Raw genomic sequence first — 17,901 nt, 5'->3', positions numbered from 1 at the left:
GTCCGGTCGCCATTTCCGCCTCCTTTTCCGCGGGGCACACCTCTAAGTGCCCGCTGGCCTTTCTCCCGGCCATGAGTCGTACCTACCTCCACGAACACACCACGACGACCGCGGCCGACGCCTTCGAGGAGGCGGAAGTCGCCGTCCTCCCGACCGGAAGCGTCGAACAGCACGGCCCGGCGCTCCCGTTGGGCACCGACTTCTTCGCCGCGCGGGCAGTCGCCGAAACCGTCGCCGACCACCCCGACGCGCTGGTCCTCCCGCCGGTTCCGGTCGGCGTGAGCGTCCACCATCGCCAGTTCGACGGGACGCTCTGGACAGACCCCGAGACCTTCGAGAGCTACGTCGCCGACATTTTGGCCAGCGTGACCGAACACGGCGTCCGGAAGGCCGTCGTCGTCAACGGTCACGGCGGCAACTCCGACGCCCTCCAGCGCGCGGCCCGGAACTTGCGCGACGACGAAATCGCCTTCGCCGCGCCGTGGAACTGGTGGTCGAACTTGGACGCGCTCATCGAGGAGGAATTCGACACCTCGCTGGGTCACGCCGACGAGGTCGAGACCAGCATGATGCTGGCGGTCGCCGAGCGGTGGGTCCGAGAGGCCGCGCTCGAAGCCGCCGAGGAGGGCGGCGCGGACTCGTGGGGCAAGTCGGTCTACGGCGCGTCGGTCGGCTTCGACACCATCGACTTCACCGAGAGCGGCGCGGTCGGCGAACCCACCGCGGGGTCCCGCGAAGTCGGCGAGAAACTGCTGGACTACGCGAGCGAGGACCTCCAAGCCCTCGTGGATTGGTTGGCCGAGCAGGAGATGGACGACCTCTGGCCGCGGGAGCATCGATAGATGAAGACCGCAATCATCGGCGGCGGCGCGGTCGGCGTCACCGCGGCCTACGACCTCGCCCGGCAGGGCGCTGAGGTGGTCCTCTACGAGAGAGACGAGATTGCCGGTGGAAGCACAGGCCGGGCCGCAGGCGTCCTCTACGACGCCTTCGCCGCGCCGGAGGACGCCCGCGTCGGCGACCGAGCGATGGCGCGCTTCCGCGAGTTCTCCGGCGAGGGAGACTTCGAGTTTCACGAGACGCCCTACGTCTGGTTCGCTCGGGAGGGCGACGAGAAGCGTGCGGCCGCCATCCGCGAGCAGGTGCCCCGAATGGCCGACGCGGGCCGGGACGTGTCGCTCGCCGATTCGGACGAACTCGAAGAGCGATTCCCCGCGGTGAACTGGCGCGACGTGGGGGTCGCCGCGGTCGCGGAGAACGCCGGGCACACGAATCCCGCGAGCTACGCCGACCTGCTGGCGGAGAAGGCCCGCGAGGAGGGCGCGGAGATTCGGACCGGAGTCGAGGCCCGACTCGACGCCGAAGCACTCGCAGTCGAAGGCGTCGGTGGCGCGTCTTCGGAATCTTTCGACGCGATTCTGGTCGCCGCGGGGGCACACACCAAGCGATTGCTGGCCGTCGCCGGAATCCCCGTCTCGCTCAAGCCCTACCGGGTGCAGGCGCTGACCGCGGGCTTCGCCGACGAGCGCCGGGCCGACCTCCCGATGGGCTACGACGCGACCGGGGGCTACTACTTCCGGCCCCACCCCGAGGGCCTGCTGGCGGGCGACGGCACCGAGGAGGTCGAGAGCGACCCGGACGACTGGACCCGCGAGGCCGACCGTGAGTTCCGCGAGATTACCCGCGAGCGACTCGGCCACCGCCTCGGCGAGTTCGGCGCGACCCGGGAGGCGTGGGCCGGTCTCTGCGTGGCGACGCCCGACCGCGACCCCCTGCTGGGCGAGTTGCGCGACGGCCTGTTCGTCGCGGCCGGGTGGCAGGGCCACGGGTTCATGCGCACCCCGGCGCTCGGCGAGGCGGCCGCCGAGGCGATTCTCGGCGAGAATCCCCTGCCGGAGTTCGACCCGACGCGGTTCGACGGCGACGAGGAGTTCCCCATCGTTGAGGGGATGGCAGTCGAGTAGCCCCTATTTTCGACTCGCCACGCAGGAGAGGTTAAAATAGCATGACTACATTGAATATCGTGTATGGATGAAGATAGTACATTCGACAGCGAACTGCGCGACCTCGTTCTGACCGCGTTCGCCGAGGGGGCGGAGGTTACCGGGGAGCACGCCGTGACGACGGTTCCCGACCAGTTACCCGACTGGGAGGTCACCATCGAGCGACGCGACGAGAAGAGCGCGACGAGCGCGAGTCCGGTCGGCGAGTCGCCCTAAGCCTCGGCCGACTCGCGGGCCTCGTCGGTCTGTTCACCTTTCTTGGGCACTCGAACGCGGAGCGTGCCGTGTTCGGTCAGGGTCGCAGTCGCGGACTCGGCGTCCACCATCGCGTCCGCCGGGAGGTCGGCCTGTCCGTCGAGCGAGAGGCCGCGACCGGGGAACAGCATCTCGAAGTCCTCGTAGAAGTCCCGGAAGCGGTCGATGCGGACGTGGACCGCGCCGTCGGCGTACCGGACCTGCACGTCGCTTCCGGTCGCGCCCGGCGCGTCGAACACGACCAGATAGGCGTCGTCGCTCTCCAGCAAGTCCACCGGGAGGGGCTTGGACTCTTGGACCTTGCTGGCGGCGCGGCCGACGCGCTGGAGGATGGCGCTCCCGACCGACCGTCCGATGTCACCCAGCGTCATAGTTCGATTTCCCGCAGGCAGTCGGTCCCACCGCAGTACGCGCACTGGAAGTCCGAGACTCCCACGTCGTCGGGCATGTCGTAGGTGTAGTGCAACTCGAACATGTCCAGTTCGCACTCGTCGTTCGTACACTTCACTTCGAGCGTCGCGGGCATACTCGAATCTAACGCCCGAGCGACCATAAACGGGAGGGCTTCGGCGATTCTCCGGGGCGTCGCCGCGGGTCGATTCGGCGAGACTCGCCGGTCGAATTTCGGTTTGCTCACGTGTCAGACTGTTCTTCTACTTCGGCGCGCGCTGGCGCGGTCGTCACGAGCGACGCGAGTGACTGCTCGACGGACGCGGTTTGTCCTCCGGTGGACGACTGAATGACCGAAGGGAATGAACGAGGAGGCTCGGGAGGCGTGAGGCTTGCGCTCGGTGCGACTTCCCACCGAGAAACGCTCGGTGGGCCAATCCACGAGGAGACGGCCAAGTCGGCGCTAACAGCGAGATACCTTTTCTAAAGAAACTATTACAATGCTTTAACATATGCAAAAGTTTCCGAAGCGCGGACGCCGAGTTTCAGCTAGTGGTCTTCGCCGTGACCGTTGCCGCGGCCGTGACCCTTTCCGCGTCCTTTCCCTCGACCGTTTCCGTGTCCTTTGCCTTTCCCGTGACCCTTGCCCTTTCCGCGTCCTTTGCCTTTCCCGTGACCCTTGCCCTTTCCGCGTCCCTTGCCTTTCCCGTGACCCTTGCCCTTTCCGCGTCCCTTGCCTTTCCCGTGACCCTTGCCCTTTCCGCGTCCCTTGCCCTTCTCGTGACCCTTGCCGCGGCCGGGATAGTTGTCGTCTTCGGCCTCCTCCTCGTCGCTCTCGTCGTCGTCCTCGCGCTTGGCTTTCTCCTCCTCTGACTCGTCGCGCTCGTCCTCGTCGCACTTTTCATCCCCCGCTTCGTCGTCTTCGGCCTCGTCGTCCTCGATTGCGCGCTCGTCGTCCTCATCCTCGGCGTCGTCCTCCCGCTCGGCTTCGCTCTCCTCGGCCTCGTCGTCCTCGCCGTTCGGCACGAGTCGGACCTCGGCCGTCCCCTCGACTCCGCGTCCGCGCTCGGTCTCGCCGGTCAGGAGAAGCTCCTCGGTCTCCCAGTCGATGGCCACGTCGTCCATCCAGAAGAGGAGTTTGAGGTCCGCGCGACCGTCGTCGTCCGCGTCGGTTCGGATGCGCTTGCCCGGCTTCGCCTCGCCCGGCCCGAACTCGACCGTGCCGGGCGCGAGACTCGTCGCGTCGAACTCCTCGGTCGAGCGGACGACGACGGGGAGTCTACCGCGGCTCCGCGGGTTGACCTTGCCGGGGAGAATCTCCACGTCCGCGTCGAGGAGTTCGGACGACTCGTCGGTCTCCTCGTCCTGCTCGTTCTCCTCGGTCGTCTCGCGCGGTGTCGTGGTCGGCGTCGTCCGGTCGCCGCAACTGCCGGGTCGAATCGTGAGCGGCTGGTCCATCGCCAGCGAGATGCGCTCGGGACTTGCCCGGTCGCCCGTGAGGAACTCCCAGTCGGTGACCTCGCCCTCGTAGTGGTCGCCGTAGAGCGCGGCCCGCTGGTTGAACGCCGGGTCTATCGTGACCGCGAAGTCGTCGCCGAGGCGGCCGTAGACGCCGCCGTCCGACCGGCCCTCGGCCCACGTCCAGTTCACGTGCCAACCGGTGTCCGTGCGCTCGAAGGTGTCGTAGTTGGTCGGCGCGTCGTAGTCGTCGTCGCCGACGACCCACGACCCGCGGTCGGGGTTCTGCAAGTCCACGTCGAACGTGACCGCACCACCGGGAGTCCCGTCGCGGAGTTTGTCGTGAACGACGACCAGACTCAGTCCGTCCGGCCCCTCGTAGAGGAAACAGATGCTGGTTTCGGGGCGCTGGAGGTCTGTCGTGCCGTAGGAGCTGTATGTCGCTCCGGACGGCGAAGTGTTGGGCGTCCGGTAGTCGTAGAAGGATTCTGCGCTCTCGCCGCCCGAGAGCGGCGTAATCGGGACGCATCGGTCGCCCTGCTGGAGGACGTACTCGGTCGCGTCTGAACTGCGTGCGGCGGCGCTTCCGGCGACACCGGCCGCGATGGTGGCCAGAAGGCCGCGTCGGCTAAGGGGGAACATGGTTGTCTCCGAGAAGTACCTCGTCGGGCTTTGTTACCTGCCGACTACTCCCGCTCAGGTGATTCCTATTCTGAAACGTCGAATCAGAGATACGTCTCCTCGGCTTCAGACATCCGCACGGTTTTATCCGTGGAACGGGTAGGAGGTCACATGACCGACCTCGCGGACCTCGACGTGACCCTCGTGGACGGGTACGTCGACGAACCGGCACACTTCGGCGTGCCACCGTACATCTCGACGTATCCCCGGTACACCGCCGGAGCCATCGTGGACGCGGGGGTCCCCAAGGAGAACGTAACCTATCACACCATCGACGAACTCCGCGACGACTCCCGGAAGTGGCGCGACGTGGAGGACGCCGACCTGTTCGTCTACATCGGTGGGATGACCGTCCCCGGCAAGTACGTCGGCGGCACCCCGGCCGAACCCGACGAAGTGCGCAAGATGGCGTGGACAGCACAGGGAACGAGTCTGATGGGCGGCCCCGTCAAGTTCGGCGTCGGCGACGAGAACGCCGGCGCGACCGAGACCGAGCGCGACGATTTAGACTTCGACTTCGTGGCGAAGGGCGACGTGGAAGCCGCGGCCTACGACCTGCTCGAAAGCGGACTGGAGGGGTTCAACAACCGGATGCGGGACAACGAAGAAATCGACCGGTGGGCCGCGGACGGCGCGTTCGTCATCGAACAGCACCCCAACCACCCCGACTACCTCATCTGCGAGATGGAGACCAGCAGGGGATGCCCCTACCGATGCTCGTTCTGCACGGAACCGCTGTACGGCAACCCCTCCTTCCGCCAGCCGGACTCGGTCGTCAGCGAGGTCGAATACCTCTACAACCGGGGCGCGCGCCACTTCCGACTCGGCCGACAGGCCGACATCCTCGCCTACGGCGGCGACGGCGAGAAGCCCAACCCCGACGCCCTGCGCGAGTTGTACGGTGGAATCCGCGACGTGGCTCCCGACCTCGGCACGCTCCACCTCGACAACATGAACCCCATCACGGTGGTCGAGTGGCCCGAACTGGCCCGCGAGGGCATCCGCGTCATCGCCGAACACAACACGCCGGGCGACACCGCCGCGTTCGGCCTCGAATCGGCCGACCCCCTCGTGCAGGACGAGAACAACCTCAACGTGACCGCCGAGGAGTGCTTCGAGGCGGTCAAAATCGTCAACGAGGAGGCTGGCTGGCGACCGGGCGAGGACCCCGCGGACGCTCCGACGCACGGAAAATCCGCCGCCAATCGCCTGCCGAAGCTCCTGCCCGGCATCAACCTACTCCACGGCCTGAAGGGCGAGCGCCGCGAGACCTTCGACCACAACAAGGAGTTCCTGAACCGGGTCTACGACGAGGGCCTGATGCTCCGGCGGGTCAACATCCGGCAGGTCATGGCCTTCGACGGCACCGAGATGAGCGACGTGGGCGCGGACATCGCCAACGACCACAAGAAACTGTTCAAGCAGTACAAAACTGAAGTCCGCGAGACCATCGACAACCCGATGCTCCAGCGCCTCGCCCCGGCGGGGACGGTCCTGCCCGACGTGCATCTGGAATACCATCAGGACGGCAAGACCTTCGGTCGCCAACTCGGGACCTACCCCCTGCTTGTCGGGATTCCGGGCGAGCGCGAACTCGGCCGGACCGTGGACGTGGCGGTCGTGGACCACGGCTATCGCTCGGTGACGGGCGTGCCCTACCCGCTGGATTTGAACAGCGCGACGATGGACGAACTCACCGCGATTCCGGGTCTGGGCAAACAGCGCGCGGGCAACGTCATCGTCAACCGACCCTACGACTCGCCGACCGACCTCTCGGCCGACGTGGGCGTGGACCTCACCGCGTTCACGACCGCAGAGACGCCGGAGGGCGCGGACTGACGGCTCTCGGGGGTCGCGCTCGCAACAAAAAGGGAAGTCGGTTTAGAAGTCCTCGTCGATGATTTCGCCGACCGCGAAGTTGGACTTGACTTCCGTGATTTCGACCTTCACGCGCTCGCCGATTTCGGCGTCGGGCACGATGATGACGTAGCCTCGCTCGACGCGAGCGATGCCGTCGCCCTGCTTGCCGATGTCCTCGACCTCGACGTAGCGGATTTCGCCCTCCTCGACGGGGGGCTGCGGTTCGGACGGTGCGCCGCTGCTCTTGTTCTGCTCGGACTCCGAGGATTGAGTCGAGGACTCGGAGTCGTCGGAGATGAGCGCGACGCGGTAGGTTTCGCCGGGTTCGACCGACCCGGTCTCGATTTCTCGGCGCGGTACCTCGACGACGTACTTGTCGTCTTCGATAGTCACATCAGCACTGAACAGACACAGGAGTTTGTCAGAGATCTCCAAGGCTATATGCCTCCATTAGCATCCAAGTGGTCAGTCCGTAAAGAATTTTACTCAACGAGCTTTTGCAAGGCCGCGCCACGAGAGGCGCGGCCTTGCAAAAGCTCGATCAAAATCCTGCGCTCCTCCCGCCACTCGCTTCGCTCGTTCCGGTCGTCGCTTGGACCGCTCGCTCACTCGCTTCACTCGTTCGCTCGCGGTGGAATCGCTGGTCGATACGGAGGGTTCGAATCACCCGACTTCCCCAGGAAAGAAACACTCTCAATTGTTTAGGAAACAAAAATCTACTTAAACAAACTAAATACCGTCGTTCGAGCAAATCTCGCCCTCTCCGGCTCGATTTCTCGACCACGCCTGAGGTTTAAATACCAGCACGAGACCAACCCTTCGCGTGTCGCCTCTGGAACCGAAATCCGGCCCGCTCGCGGCGGTCGAGTTAGCGGTGGTACTGCTCGCGGCGCTCCGCGTCGGCGGCGTCCTCAGTCGTCGTACTCCGTGCCGTCCGGGCGCTTCGCGCCCTCGGAGTCGTGGACCACCACGCCGTCGTCCGGGTCGGCGGGTTCGTACTCGTCGCGGACCGCGATGGCCTCCCGTAGTTCCCGCACCGCGCGCTCCTTGAGCGCCGCCGCGAGGTCCTCTGCGCGGTCACGAGAGATATCTCTACCCAGCCCCTCGCACTCGTGAGCGCGGACCATCCCCTCCTCGTCTACCGCTTCGCCCATCGGTTGACTCGTTCCCCCGAGCGCGACGCTGAAGGGGTAGGTCTCGCAGATGAGCGGCCGACTCTCGTGGACCGAGCAGGCACCGGTGCCGTCCTCGGCCTCCTCGTAGAATGCGCAATCGCCGCAGGCGTCGGTCTGGAGCGCCCACTCGAAGGTCTCTCCGGTGGGTTCGGTGTTGCCTTCGTCCTCGGCGTCGGCTTCGCCGCCCTCGAGGCCGTAGGGCATCGGCCGAGCCACGTCTCTCCAGTCGTACTCTGTGGCATCTTGGAGGTCCCGCACCTCGTCGGGGAAGACGGTCGCCGTGTGAGGGTCGTCAGCCTCGGCTTTACAGCACGCGCCGCACCGCGTACACTCGAAGCCGATCTCCTCGATGGCGTCTGCGAGGTCGGCGGTGTCGAGTTCCCGGGCGTTTTCGAGTTCCGCTTCGAGGCTCTGCACGTTCGAGGGTTGGTTCTAACGGGCAAAAGGGTGTTTATCGGGATTCGGCGAGGCGTCGAATACGAACAGCGAAGCGCGAACAGCAGCACCGTCGTGGTGATGTTTTCTTGAAGCCCCCGCCCGGTCGCGGTCACGTGAGTGAAGCGCACCGAGCGCGCCCGTCAGGCCGGATACGCTCGGTCGCCGTCCCAACTGATCTTCTTCTCGACGGCGAGTTTCCCCAGATGCGCCGCGGTCGTGCTTCGCGCCAGTTCTCGAACGCCCGAGAGGTCCTTGTCGTAGGCGGCGTCCAGAATCGCGTCCAGTTCGGTCGCGCCGTCGTGGACCGCCGCCAGAATCTTCGCCTCGCGGTCGAGGCGGTGGCGAAGCAGGCGCTCGATTTGGTCCCGGGGGTCGTCTATCGCGGGGCCGTGGCCCGGCCAGAGTCTGTCGGGATTGCGGACGTAGAGTCGCCGGAGCGACGTGAGGTAGGCCCGAACGTCGCCCTCGTCCGCGCCGACCACGACGCTCCCCGACGAGACCACGAGGTCGCCGGTCAGCAACTCGTCGCCGACTTCGAGCGCGACGTGGTCCGGGGCGTGACCCGGCGTCTCCACGACTGTCGCACCAGCGGTGGTGCCTTTGCCGATGCTAGTTCCCTCGTGGAAAGTCCGGTCGGGTGCGACGCCGGTCGCACGCTCGAATCGCTCCTCGCGGCCTGCTCGCGCCCAGACCGTCGCCTCGCAGGCGTCGGCGTAGTGGGCGACCGCGCCGACGTGGTCGGAGTGGGCGTGAGTGACCAGCACGTGTTCGACCGAGGCCGACTCGACCGCGGCGTCGAGTTCGTCGGTCCGACTCGCCGGGTCCACGAGGAGGGCCTCCTCGTCGCCCAGAACGTAGGCGTTGGTCGAACCAGTTGGCGCGAGCGTCTCGGTGGGGACCGAGACTTGCTGGACATGCATGTCAGAGACGTTGCGCGCCGACGGGAAAAGACAGACGAAGCGACTCAGGAATCGAAGTTCAGCGGTCGAGGAAGTAGACCTGCTTGCGCGCGTCCTGGAAGCTGTAGCGAGAGTCCACGAGGTCCTCGTCTTCGAGGCGGTTGAGGGCGTACCGGACCGTGCGGTCGGGCAGCAGCGACTCCTCGGCGAGCTGGCCTTGCGAGAGCGGAGCGTCGGTCTCCAGCACCTTCGCCACGAGTTTGGCGCTCGGGGGGAGTTCGCGCAGGCGGTTGCGGAAGTCGTCTGATAACTGTTCGGCGACGGGTGACTCGTCCGTGGTCGTGCTCATGTTTACCTCACTCCGGAAGCCATAGGTAAATGTTGGCTATATGGAGGTCTGTACACTCTAAACTCCTTAAGGAGATATTAAGTGTCCTTAAATTGTTTTCTCGGCAAATGTGGCGGCAAAATTACGTCAGTCGGGAACGTCGGGTCCGGCATGGAGTCGATTCCCGACGAGTTCAACGACCTCTTCGAGCGCGAGACGTTCGCCAACTTCGCCACCCTGATGCCGGAGGGCACCCCGCAGGTCACGCCGGTCTGGATAGACCGCGACGAGGAGGGCCACCTGCTGGTCAACACCGCTCGCGGTCGGCAGAAGGAGAAAAACGTCGAGCGCGACCCCAAGGTCGGCGTCTGCGTGATGGACCCCGACGACCCCTACCGGTACGTCTCGGTCCGCGGCGAGGTCGTGGAAGTCACCGAGGAGGGCGCGGTCGAACACATCGACGAGTTGGCGCGACGCTACATGGGCGTCGAGGAGTACCCCAACCACGGCGAGGAGTCGGGGCCGCGAGTCATCGTCCGGATTCGACCCGACCGCGTCGTCACGAGCGGCAAGTAGCGAACCTGCCGTTCACTACCTGCGCAGGTCGGTCTTCGGGTTGTCGCCGTGTCGGTTGTACCGACCGACGAGACAGCCGCAGTCCGGACAATGCACGACCACGGATCGTTCGAGTTCGTGACGGACGAGGTCCTCGGCGTCGAGTTCTCGTTTACATTGCTTGCACGTCGTCATACGCTCCCCCGGAAGGGGTACGACCCGACGCCCAAAGAGGTTAGTCCCCGAGTCGGTCCCGAGGCGGGGGTCGGTCTCGAAGTGGCCCCGGGAAAGAGGTTAGCCCCGAAACTGTTCCAATACCGTTTTAGTCCCCCCGCGGACTATAAGGAGACGAGAAGCGTGAAAGGAGCGGAGTGGTACCAGACTGACGAGGTCGCCGAGGAGTACGAGGAGAAGCGATTTTCGCGCGGCGGACGCCTCATCGACCGCCGGGAGAAAGAGGCCGTCCTCGACGCTATCGCCCCGTTGCAGGACAAGAACGTCCTCGAAATAGCCTGCGGTACCGGGCGATTCACGGTCATGCTGGCCGAGCGCGGGGCCGACATCGTGGGCCTCGACATCTCGGCCGCGATGCTCCAGCAGGGTCGCCAGAAGGCCCGGAGTGCGGGCGTCTCCGACCATCTGGAGTTCATGCGTGGGGACGCGGGGCGACTCCCATTCCCCGACGACCATTTCGACGTGGTGTTCGCCATGCGGTTTTTCCACCTCGCGGACACCCCCGCGACCTTCCTCTCGGAGATGCGCCGGGTCGCCAAAGAGCAGGTCGTCTTCGACACGTTCAACGCCCGAAGCACCCGGAGCGTCTACAACTGGCTGCTTCCGATGGGGTCGCACCTCTACTCGCGGTCCGACGTGGACAAACTGCTGGACGAGGCCGACCTGCGACTCGTGGAGGCCGAACACGACTGGATTCTGCCCTACGGCTTCTACCGGAAGATTCCGGGCGCAATCGCGGGGCCGATTCGGGAGGTAGATACCACGATTGGTGACTCGCCGGTAGGTGACTACTTCGCGTCGGTCTCCTACTGGAACACGCGCGTCGAATAAATCGAACCAAAATCGACCAGAGGCCGAACCGTTTTTAAGCCTCCGGCGGGAGATTCGGGGGTATGGAAGTATCCGTGGTGGTCCCGACGCTCAACGGGCGCGAGCGCCTCGAAGGGTGTCTCGACGCGCTCGCCGCTCACGCCCCCGAGGCGGAGGTGGTCGTCGTCAACGGCCCCTCGGCCGACGGGACCACCGGGATGGTCCGCGAGCGCGACGACGTGGACGTGCTGATCGAGGTCTCGGACAGAAAGCTCAACGTCGCGCGCAACGCCGGTCTCTCGGCCGCCAGCGGCGACGCCGTCGCGCTCGTCGGACAGGACAAGGAAATCGAGGCGTCGTGGACCGAGGGCGTCCGGTCGGCGCTCGCCGAGCGTGACACCGACGCTGTCACCGGACCGGTCCACCGGTCGGTCCGCGCGGGCGTGACCACCGAAGACGAGGAGTGCCGGACCATCGACGGTCGGGAAGTGACCTACTTCGACGGCGGCAACGTCGCGTTCACCCGCGAGACCATCGAGGCGATGGACGGCTTCGACGAGTATCTGGTGACCGGCGGCGCGAGAGACTGCGCGCACCGACTCGCCGCGAACGGCTACGAAGTCGAGTGGTCGCCGGACGTCTGCGTGACCCACGCCGACGAGGACGGCGAGGACGACGCGGACCGCGACTGGGGATGGAAATACCGCGCGCTCGCCTATCGACTCGTGAAGAGCTACGGGCCGCGGCCCGGCGTCTTCCGGCGGACCGCCAGAGACGCCATCTCCGACGCTGTCGAGAGCGCGACCGACGTGCTTCGGGGCGACGAGACGCCCTCGGAGTGGATGTACAACGGGCGGTGCATGGCGACGAGCGCGATTCTCGGCGTCAAGGACGGCCTCTGGGCGCGCGTCAAAGACCGGAGCGAGACACGCAACCCGTGGGGCATCTCGGCGCGGGCCGACCGCGCGGTCGAACGCTACGACTGGCGCACCGACGCCGAGGAGCCAGAAACCACCGAGCAGGCCGACGACCCGGAGCGCACCGAAGAACCCGAACAGTAGCTACTCCTCGCGGTCTGTGTCCGTTTTCTGGTCGGGGTCGTCCCCGTGAATCGTCGCCCGGACGAGCGTCTCGGTCGCGCGCCGGAGTCGCTCGGAGACCGCCTGTCTGGAGACGCCGAGGACGTCTGCGAGGTCTTCGAGTTCGGCCTGTCGAGGCACCTCGAAGTAACCCATCTCGGTCGCGGTCTCCAGCGTCTCGTGCTGGCGGTCGGTCAGGCCGAGTTCGTCGCCGGTCTCGCGCCCGGCGTCGTAGAGTTGCCGGAGGTCGAAGGTGAGGTCGCGGCGCTCGCAGTAGTTGACGTACTCTCGAAGCGAATCGCGGTCCGGAAACCGAATCCTGACCCGCCACCCGTCGCCGACCCGGTGGGAAGAGACGAAGACGCCCCCGAGGTCGGCCCACGCGTGATACGTCATCTGGTTGTTTCCCTCCGGCGTCAGCTCGACCTGATAGAGTCGCTGGCCGTCCACCTCCGCCAGCACGACGGCGGTGTCCACGGTCGGGTCGTCGGCCAACCCGACCTCGAACTCCTCGAAATCTCCGTCGGAGGCCCAGAAGGTGATTGCGAAAGGTTTCGAATCCCGCGAGGTCTGTTGCTCGATAGTGACGCACATCTCCGGGGCCGCCCGAAGCGTGGTCCGCACGACCGGCGTCTCCAGATAGAAGTCCGCGATGAGGGTCATAGGCCGCATACTACTGCCGAAAATTTAACATCTAGGGTCAGTTCCTCTCTCGGAACGGTGGCTGACTTCCGTGCGGAACGGGCGGGAAAGAATCGATCCCTCAAGTGGCGCGTGGCGGTATCGGGAAGCGATGGTAGACGAACACGACGCTATCCGCGAGCGAATCGACCGCTCGTGTGACCTCCTCAGTAGCTCTTATCGTCGGCGCGTCATCTACACTCTCCAGCGAGACGGTCCGGCGAGCGTCGGCGAACTCGCGGAGGCAGTCGTCTCGACCGGGATTGCAGACGACCGCAAGCGAGCGATGGCGTCGCTGGTCCACACCTATCTTCCGAAACTCGACGAGTTCGGCGTGGTCGAGTACGACGGCCCGAACGACGACGTGTCGCTCGACGACGGAATTACGCGCCTCGAACCCCTCCTCACGGCCGCGGCGCGAGAGGAGACCCAACGCGAACAACCGGCGTTCTCGGACGTCGCCGCGCCGGACCGACTCACTCGGAACGCCCCCGACTAATCGTCTCGATTCTGGATGCGCTCGTGCCACCGTTCGAGTCGCTCGCTCCCCCAGTACCGGATCTCTTCGTTTCGCGCGTCGTAATCGACGAGTCCCACGTCCACGAGTTTCGGGACGTGGATGTGGTGGAGCATCGTCTGCACGCGGTCCGAACTGGGGCGCTCGTCGGCCTTCTCGACTTTCTGGGAGACGAGATAGTCGGCGAGTTCCCCGACCGTCGCGGTCTGGTCGGCCTCGGCCCGCAGGTAGTCGATAATCACTCGCCGGTCGTGGTCGGCCAGAATTTCGAGCGTGGAATCTAAGGAAAGTGAAACCTCGGCGACCGGTCGCTGGTCGCGCGCGCCGCCGGAGTGGTCGTCGCTGTCGTCCGAATGTACGTCGTCTCCTCCGTTGTCGGACATCCGCTTCCGCCCCGACGCATAAAGCGCAGGCTACTACCTAAGGATTGTGCCCGATTCTACATCTCGCCGTCGAGGCGGGGAAATCGAAGACGGCGAGGAGCGCCAGAAGTCCCGCAAGCGTCTCAGAAGTCGCCGGGGAGCGAGTCGGCCAGCACCCGGCGGGCGTTCTTGTCGAAGACCTTTCGCATCGCGTCCTCGGGCACGTCGAGGGTCAGAATCTCCATGACCGCGACGTTGGGGTGGGAACTGGGCGAACCGCTTCCGAACAGCACCCGGTCGGGGTGTTCCATGACCGCCCGCTCGAGCAGGTCCCGATACCGGACGTAACTCGTGTCGAGGTAACACTCGTCGTTGCGCTCCAGCAGGTCGATGGCGTCGGTCATCAGCTCCCGGTCCAGCGGGTGGCCGCCGAAGTGGGCCAAGACGACGGGGAACGACCGCGAGAGGAGGTCCTCCTCGGCCGCCGCGGGCGAGAACCCCTCGCCGCCGTGGACCAGCACCGGGAGACCGACGTCCTCCAACTGGTCTAAGGTCTCCTCGTCGGGCAGGCCGTCGGTCACGGGGTCGAGTTTGAAGCCGTGGAACCGGTCGTCGTAGGCGTACTGCTCGACGTCCGCGGGCGAGGTGTGGTGGTCCTTCCGGCGCGCGGTCAGGTTCCGAAGCCGCGAGGAGGCCTTTTCGCCCGGGTCTCGCGGCCCGTTGATGCGAGCGAACGCGAGGAAGGGTCTATCGACGCTCCGGCGCGCGACGGCGTTGTTCGCGCTCAGGTAACTCCCGCCGTCTCTCGGGCCGGGGAAGACGACCGACCGCACGACCCCCGCCTGATGCATCTCTCGCTCCAATCTGTCAGGACTGATGGCCCGCCCTCGGGTCTGGACGCCCCCGGCGTCGGCGTTGAGCCGCGCGTGTACGTCCACCACCCGGAAGCGATGCTCCAACTCCAGCATCGTGGATGGGTTCGGAACTACCCTATTTTTTAGTATCGGTTCTGGAAAGCCCTCGCGCTTGAGTAGAAGCAGACGGGATAGTAATGTCCTCGAAAGCCCTCGCGCTCAGAACCGCAGGAGTAGACGAGAACCGCAGGGATTGACGGGATGGTAACGTCCTCGAAAGCCCTCGCGCGGTTCGCGGTCGCTCAGCGACATATCGCGGACCTCTCCGCACAGCCCGGTCCGCGATAGGGGTCGCTGAGACGACCACAGTAAACGCGAACCCCGCTCGCCCTTTCAGTCCACCAGGAGTCGGTTGTTCCACCGGTCGAAACCGGTCGGTTGATGCGCCACGCCGGACGCGCTCGGCTGACCAACCGCCAGCGAACGCTCGGGTCAAACTCCCCTCGGGTGGGATGAAGGGGCCGCCCGGTCGCGTCCAGTTTAGTCGCTGTGCAGGCTCTATTCGCGGCGGGCGGTGTCTCGCCGAGCGAAGCGAGGCGATGGCTCGGAAGACGCGGTTTGTCTTCCGGTGCGGAGAGCCGCGAATATCCTGCACAGCGACCGCGAGCGGGCGGGGGCTTCAAAAAACGTTCATCACTCCGATTCTGCGGTTTGAGGTTGCTGGCCCGTCAAAACGAAGCGACCGGGCGGGGGCTTCAAGAAGAGTTCACACTCACGATTCCTTCGACCCACTCAAAAGAAATATACAGTAATGTTAAAGACAACAAAATATTGCTAAAAGAAATTCAGAGATTTCTTATTCGAGGTCGAAGCGGTCGAGGGTCATGACCTTGTGCCACGCCTCGACGAAGTCCTGCACGAACTTCTCCTCGGCGTCGTCGGCGGCGTAGACTTCCGCGAGGGAGCGCAGTCGGGAGTGCGACCCGAAGATGAGGTCCACGCGCGAGCCTTTCCACTCGACGTCGCCGGTCTCGCGGTCGCGCACCTCGAACACTTCTTTGTCCTCGGAGACCGGTTCCCACTCGTAGTCCATGTCGAGGACGTTCACGAAGAAGTCGTTGGTCAGCGTCTCGGGGTCGTCGGTGAAGACGCCGAGTTCCGACTGCTGGTAGTTGGCGTCCAGCGCGCGCATGCCGCCGACCAGCACCGTCATCTCGGCGGGCGTCAGGTCCAGCAGGTCCGCCTTGTCCACCAGCAGTTCCTCTGCCGGGTGGTCGACGCCGCTCTCGATGTAGTTGCGGAACCCGTCCGCCTCCGGCTTGAGCGCCTCGAACGACTCGACGTCGGTCTGCTCCTCGGTGGCGTCCACGCGGCCCGGCTCGAAGGGCACGTCCACGTCGTACCCGGCGTCCGCCGCCGCCTGCTCGACGGCCGCGTTGCCGCCCAGCACGATGAGGTCCGCGAGCGAGACTCGCGTGTCGTCGGACCGGGAGTCGTTGAACTCCGCCTGAATCCCTTCGAGGGTCTCCAGCACGGTCTCGAGCTCCGACGGCTCGTTGACCTCCCAGCTCTTCTGGGGTTCGAGGCGGATGCGGGCACCGTTCGCGCCGCCGCGCTTGTCGCTGTCGCGGTAGGTCGATGCCGCCGCCCACGCGGTCTTGACGAGTTGGGAGACCGAGAGGTCCGAGTCGAGAATCTTCGCCTTGAGTTCGTCGGCCTCCTCGTCTCCAATCACGTCGTAGTCGGCGTCGGGGAGCGGGTCCTGCCAGAGCATCTCCTCGTCCGGGACCTCCGGACCGACGAGGCGCTCGGGCGGCCCCATGTCGCGGTGGGTCAGCTTGTACCACGCCTTGGCGAAGTTGATGCCGAACTCCATCGGGTTGTCCTGGAAGCGTTCGAGGATTTCCCGGTAGTCGGGGTCGCGCTTCAGCGCGACGTCCGTCGTGAGCATCATCGGCGTCACGGTGTCGTCGTCGTGGGCCGCCTGCGCGGAGTCGCGGAGTTCCTCGTCGACCGGAAGCCACTGCCACGCGCCGCCGGGACCTTTCTGGGCCGCCCACTCGTAGTCCAGCAGGTTGTCGATGTAGCCCGTGTCCCACCGGGTCGGTGCCTGCGTCCACGGCCCCTCGATGCCGCTGGTGATGGTGTCGCCACCCTTGCCAGAGCCGTAGTCGCTCTCCCAGCCGAGGCCCCGCTGCTCGATGGGCGCGGCTTCCGGCTCCGGGCCGACGTGTTCGTCGGGGTCGGCGGCACCGTGGACCTTTCCGAACGTGTGTCCACCGGCGATGAGCGCGACGGTCTCCTCGTCGTTCATCGCCATGCGACCGAACGACTCGCGGATGTTCTCCGCCGACGCCTCGGGGTCCGGATTCCCGTCGGGGCCTTCCGGATTCACGTAGATGAGGCCCATGACGGTCGCACCGAGACCTTCCTGCAGTTCGCCGTCCTCGAAGCGCTCGGACGCTTCCATCTCGTCTTCGGGACCCCACCAGACGGCCTCGTCGGGCTTGTAGGCGTCCTCGCGGCCGCCCCCGAAGCCGAACGTCTTGCCGCCCATCGACTCGATGGCGACGTTCCCGGCGAGAATCATCAGGTCGGCCCACGAGAGCTTCCGGCCGTACTTCTGCTTGACGGGCCAGAGCAGTCGGCGCGCCTTGTCGAGGTTCGCGTTGTCGGGCCAACTGTTGAGCGGCGGGAGGCGCTGGGCACCCTCGGACGCACCGCCGCGGCCGTCGCTGGTGCGGTACGTACCGGCGCTGTGCCACGCCATCCGGATGAACAGCGGCCCGTAGTGGCCGTAGTCGGCGGGCCACCAGTCCTGAGAGGTCGTCATGACCTCCTCGATGTCCGCTTTCACCTCGTCGAGGTCGAGTTTCTGGAACTCCTCGGCGTAGTCGAAGTCCTCGCCCGTCGGACTCACGTCCGAGGCGTTCTGGTCGAGAACGTCCAACTTCAACTGGTTCGGCCACCAGTCGTGATTCGACCCCTTCATCGGCGAACCCCCTCCGAAATCTCGTCGGTCTGCACGTCGTCCACACCGTCGTCGTGGTTTTCTACTGACATTCGTCTAACTCACTCATTCGGAGAGGGGAACCGCTATTACAAAAAAGTAGGTGGTATTCGGCGGCCTTAGTTTTCTAAAAGAGCAATATTTTTTGTGGAAGCTAGAATAGCGTCGTTACTCGTCGGTTCGACAATCGCGGCGGCGGACCAAAGTATTGCCGACGTATCACAATCTGGGGCAATCGGGCCAAAGTTTATATAGAAGTTCAAACATCTTTTAGACGGGGAGTAACCATGGCAGATTCACAATCCGGACAGC

Annotated in this window: 19 protein-coding genes and 1 pseudogene; 8 read left to right on the top strand and 12 right to left on the bottom strand. The window is 65.4% G+C overall.

Annotation, left to right across the window (positions count from 1 at the left end; all coding sequences use genetic code 11):
• Positions 1–71 precede the first annotated feature (71 nt).
• The 3 genes from EPL01_RS11735 (at position 72) to EPL01_RS11725 (ending at position 2,219) form a co-directional block, all read left to right on the top strand.
• Complete coding sequence (locus EPL01_RS11735; RefSeq protein WP_135825461.1) at positions 72–842, top strand: creatininase family protein; 771 nt, start codon at positions 72–74, stop codon at positions 840–842.
• Positions 843–1,964, top strand: coding sequence for an NAD(P)/FAD-dependent oxidoreductase (locus tag EPL01_RS11730; RefSeq protein ID WP_135825460.1), 1,122 nt, complete (start codon positions 843–845; stop codon positions 1,962–1,964).
• Between the two features lie 63 nt (positions 1,965–2,027).
• The gene (locus EPL01_RS11725; protein WP_135825459.1) at positions 2,028–2,219 is read left to right on the top strand and encodes a hypothetical protein; all 192 of its coding nucleotides are present in this window, start codon (positions 2,028–2,030) and stop codon (positions 2,217–2,219) included.
• Positions 2,220–2,239: 20 nt separating this feature from the next.
• Here the strand turns inward: EPL01_RS11725 and EPL01_RS11720 are convergent.
• The 3 genes and pseudogenes from EPL01_RS11720 to EPL01_RS22035 form a co-directional block, all read right to left on the bottom strand.
• Positions 2,240–2,629 (bottom strand): annotated as a pseudogene (locus tag EPL01_RS11720) (Hsp20/alpha crystallin family protein); the annotation flags it as partial.
• The gene (locus EPL01_RS21645) at positions 2,626–2,784 is read right to left on the bottom strand and encodes a DUF7559 family protein (protein ID WP_168215890.1); all 159 of its coding nucleotides are present in this window, start codon (positions 2,782–2,784) and stop codon (positions 2,626–2,628) included. The pseudogene EPL01_RS11720 and the gene EPL01_RS21645, both read right to left, overlap by 4 nt.
• Before the next feature lie 413 nt (positions 2,785–3,197).
• Positions 3,198–4,748 (bottom strand): hypothetical protein, encoded by a 1,551-nt coding sequence (locus EPL01_RS22035; protein WP_210424134.1) that lies wholly within the window; start codon positions 4,746–4,748, stop codon positions 3,198–3,200.
• Positions 4,749–4,898: 150 nt separating this feature from the next.
• Here EPL01_RS22035 and EPL01_RS11710 point away from each other — a divergent pair, with 150 nt between their 5' ends.
• Entirely contained in the window at positions 4,899–6,626 is a 1,728-nt protein-coding gene (locus EPL01_RS11710; protein ID WP_135825457.1) for a radical SAM protein, read from the top strand.
• A 42-nt stretch (positions 6,627–6,668) separates the two neighbouring features.
• Here the strand turns inward: EPL01_RS11710 and EPL01_RS11705 are convergent, their stop codons facing one another.
• The 4 genes from EPL01_RS11705 to EPL01_RS11690 all read right to left on the bottom strand — a co-directional run bounded on the left by EPL01_RS11705 (position 6,669) and on the right by EPL01_RS11690 (position 9,508).
• Positions 6,669–7,082, bottom strand: coding sequence for a TRAM domain-containing protein (locus EPL01_RS11705; RefSeq protein WP_135825456.1), 414 nt, complete (start codon positions 7,080–7,082; stop codon positions 6,669–6,671).
• 476 nt (positions 7,083–7,558) lie between these two features.
• The gene (locus tag EPL01_RS11700) at positions 7,559–8,239 is read right to left on the bottom strand and encodes a YkgJ family cysteine cluster protein (protein WP_135825455.1); all 681 of its coding nucleotides are present in this window, start codon (positions 8,237–8,239) and stop codon (positions 7,559–7,561) included.
• A gap of 161 nt (positions 8,240–8,400) precedes the next feature.
• On the bottom strand, positions 8,401–9,180 hold the full coding sequence (locus EPL01_RS11695) for an MBL fold metallo-hydrolase (protein ID WP_135825454.1): 780 nt from the start codon (positions 9,178–9,180) through the stop codon (positions 8,401–8,403).
• Between the two features lie 58 nt (positions 9,181–9,238).
• The gene (locus EPL01_RS11690) at positions 9,239–9,508 is read right to left on the bottom strand and encodes a MarR family transcriptional regulator (RefSeq protein WP_135825453.1); all 270 of its coding nucleotides are present in this window, start codon (positions 9,506–9,508) and stop codon (positions 9,239–9,241) included.
• 150 nt (positions 9,509–9,658) lie between these two features.
• Here EPL01_RS11690 and EPL01_RS11685 point away from each other — a divergent pair, with 150 nt between their 5' ends.
• Complete coding sequence (locus EPL01_RS11685; RefSeq protein ID WP_135825452.1) at positions 9,659–10,063, top strand: PPOX class F420-dependent oxidoreductase; 405 nt, start codon at positions 9,659–9,661, stop codon at positions 10,061–10,063.
• Positions 10,064–10,078: 15 nt separating this feature from the next.
• Here the strand turns inward: EPL01_RS11685 and EPL01_RS21640 are convergent, their stop codons facing one another.
• A complete protein-coding gene (locus EPL01_RS21640; protein ID WP_168215889.1) occupies positions 10,079–10,237 on the bottom strand; it encodes a hypothetical protein in 159 nt (52 codons plus the stop codon).
• A 162-nt stretch (positions 10,238–10,399) separates the two neighbouring features.
• On the opposite strand from EPL01_RS21640, the gene EPL01_RS11680 reads away from it, so the two are divergent.
• Positions 10,400–11,107, top strand: coding sequence for a class I SAM-dependent methyltransferase (locus EPL01_RS11680; protein WP_135825451.1), 708 nt, complete (start codon positions 10,400–10,402; stop codon positions 11,105–11,107).
• A 62-nt stretch (positions 11,108–11,169) separates the two neighbouring features.
• On the top strand, positions 11,170–12,147 hold the full coding sequence (locus tag EPL01_RS11675) for a glycosyltransferase family 2 protein (RefSeq protein ID WP_135825450.1): 978 nt from the start codon (positions 11,170–11,172) through the stop codon (positions 12,145–12,147).
• Here EPL01_RS11675 and EPL01_RS11670 read toward each other — a convergent pair whose 3' ends face one another.
• Positions 12,148–12,828 carry a helix-turn-helix domain-containing protein gene (locus EPL01_RS11670; protein ID WP_168215888.1) on the bottom strand — a complete coding sequence of 227 codons (681 nt, stop codon included), beginning with the start codon at positions 12,826–12,828 and terminating at the stop codon, positions 12,148–12,150.
• Positions 12,829–12,958: 130 nt separating this feature from the next.
• Here EPL01_RS11670 and EPL01_RS11665 point away from each other — a divergent pair, with 130 nt between their 5' ends.
• Positions 12,959–13,345 (top strand): DUF7344 domain-containing protein, encoded by a 387-nt coding sequence (locus EPL01_RS11665; RefSeq protein ID WP_135825448.1) that lies wholly within the window; start codon positions 12,959–12,961, stop codon positions 13,343–13,345.
• On the opposite strand, the gene EPL01_RS11660 is transcribed toward EPL01_RS11665, so the two are convergent.
• The 3 genes from EPL01_RS11660 to katG all read right to left on the bottom strand — a co-directional run bounded on the left by EPL01_RS11660 (position 13,342) and on the right by katG (position 17,571).
• Positions 13,342–13,746 (bottom strand): DUF7344 domain-containing protein, encoded by a 405-nt coding sequence (locus EPL01_RS11660; RefSeq protein WP_135825447.1) that lies wholly within the window; start codon positions 13,744–13,746, stop codon positions 13,342–13,344. The genes EPL01_RS11665 and EPL01_RS11660 overlap by 4 nt on opposite strands.
• Positions 13,747–13,868: 122 nt before the next feature.
• The gene (locus EPL01_RS11655) at positions 13,869–14,693 is read right to left on the bottom strand and encodes an amidohydrolase family protein (protein ID WP_135825446.1); all 825 of its coding nucleotides are present in this window, start codon (positions 14,691–14,693) and stop codon (positions 13,869–13,871) included.
• Positions 14,694–15,435: 742 nt separating this feature from the next.
• On the bottom strand, positions 15,436–17,571 hold the full coding sequence (gene katG / locus EPL01_RS11650; RefSeq protein WP_135825445.1) for a catalase/peroxidase HPI: 2,136 nt from the start codon (positions 17,569–17,571) through the stop codon (positions 15,436–15,438).
• Positions 17,572–17,901: the final 330 nt, after the last annotated feature.

The organism is Halorussus ruber (assembly GCF_004765785.1).
GTDB classification, from domain to species: domain Archaea; phylum Halobacteriota; class Halobacteria; order Halobacteriales; family Haladaptataceae; genus Halorussus; species Halorussus ruber.
The sequence above is the reverse complement of the archived record's forward strand: the minus strand, read 5'-3'. Positions and strand labels throughout refer to the sequence as shown.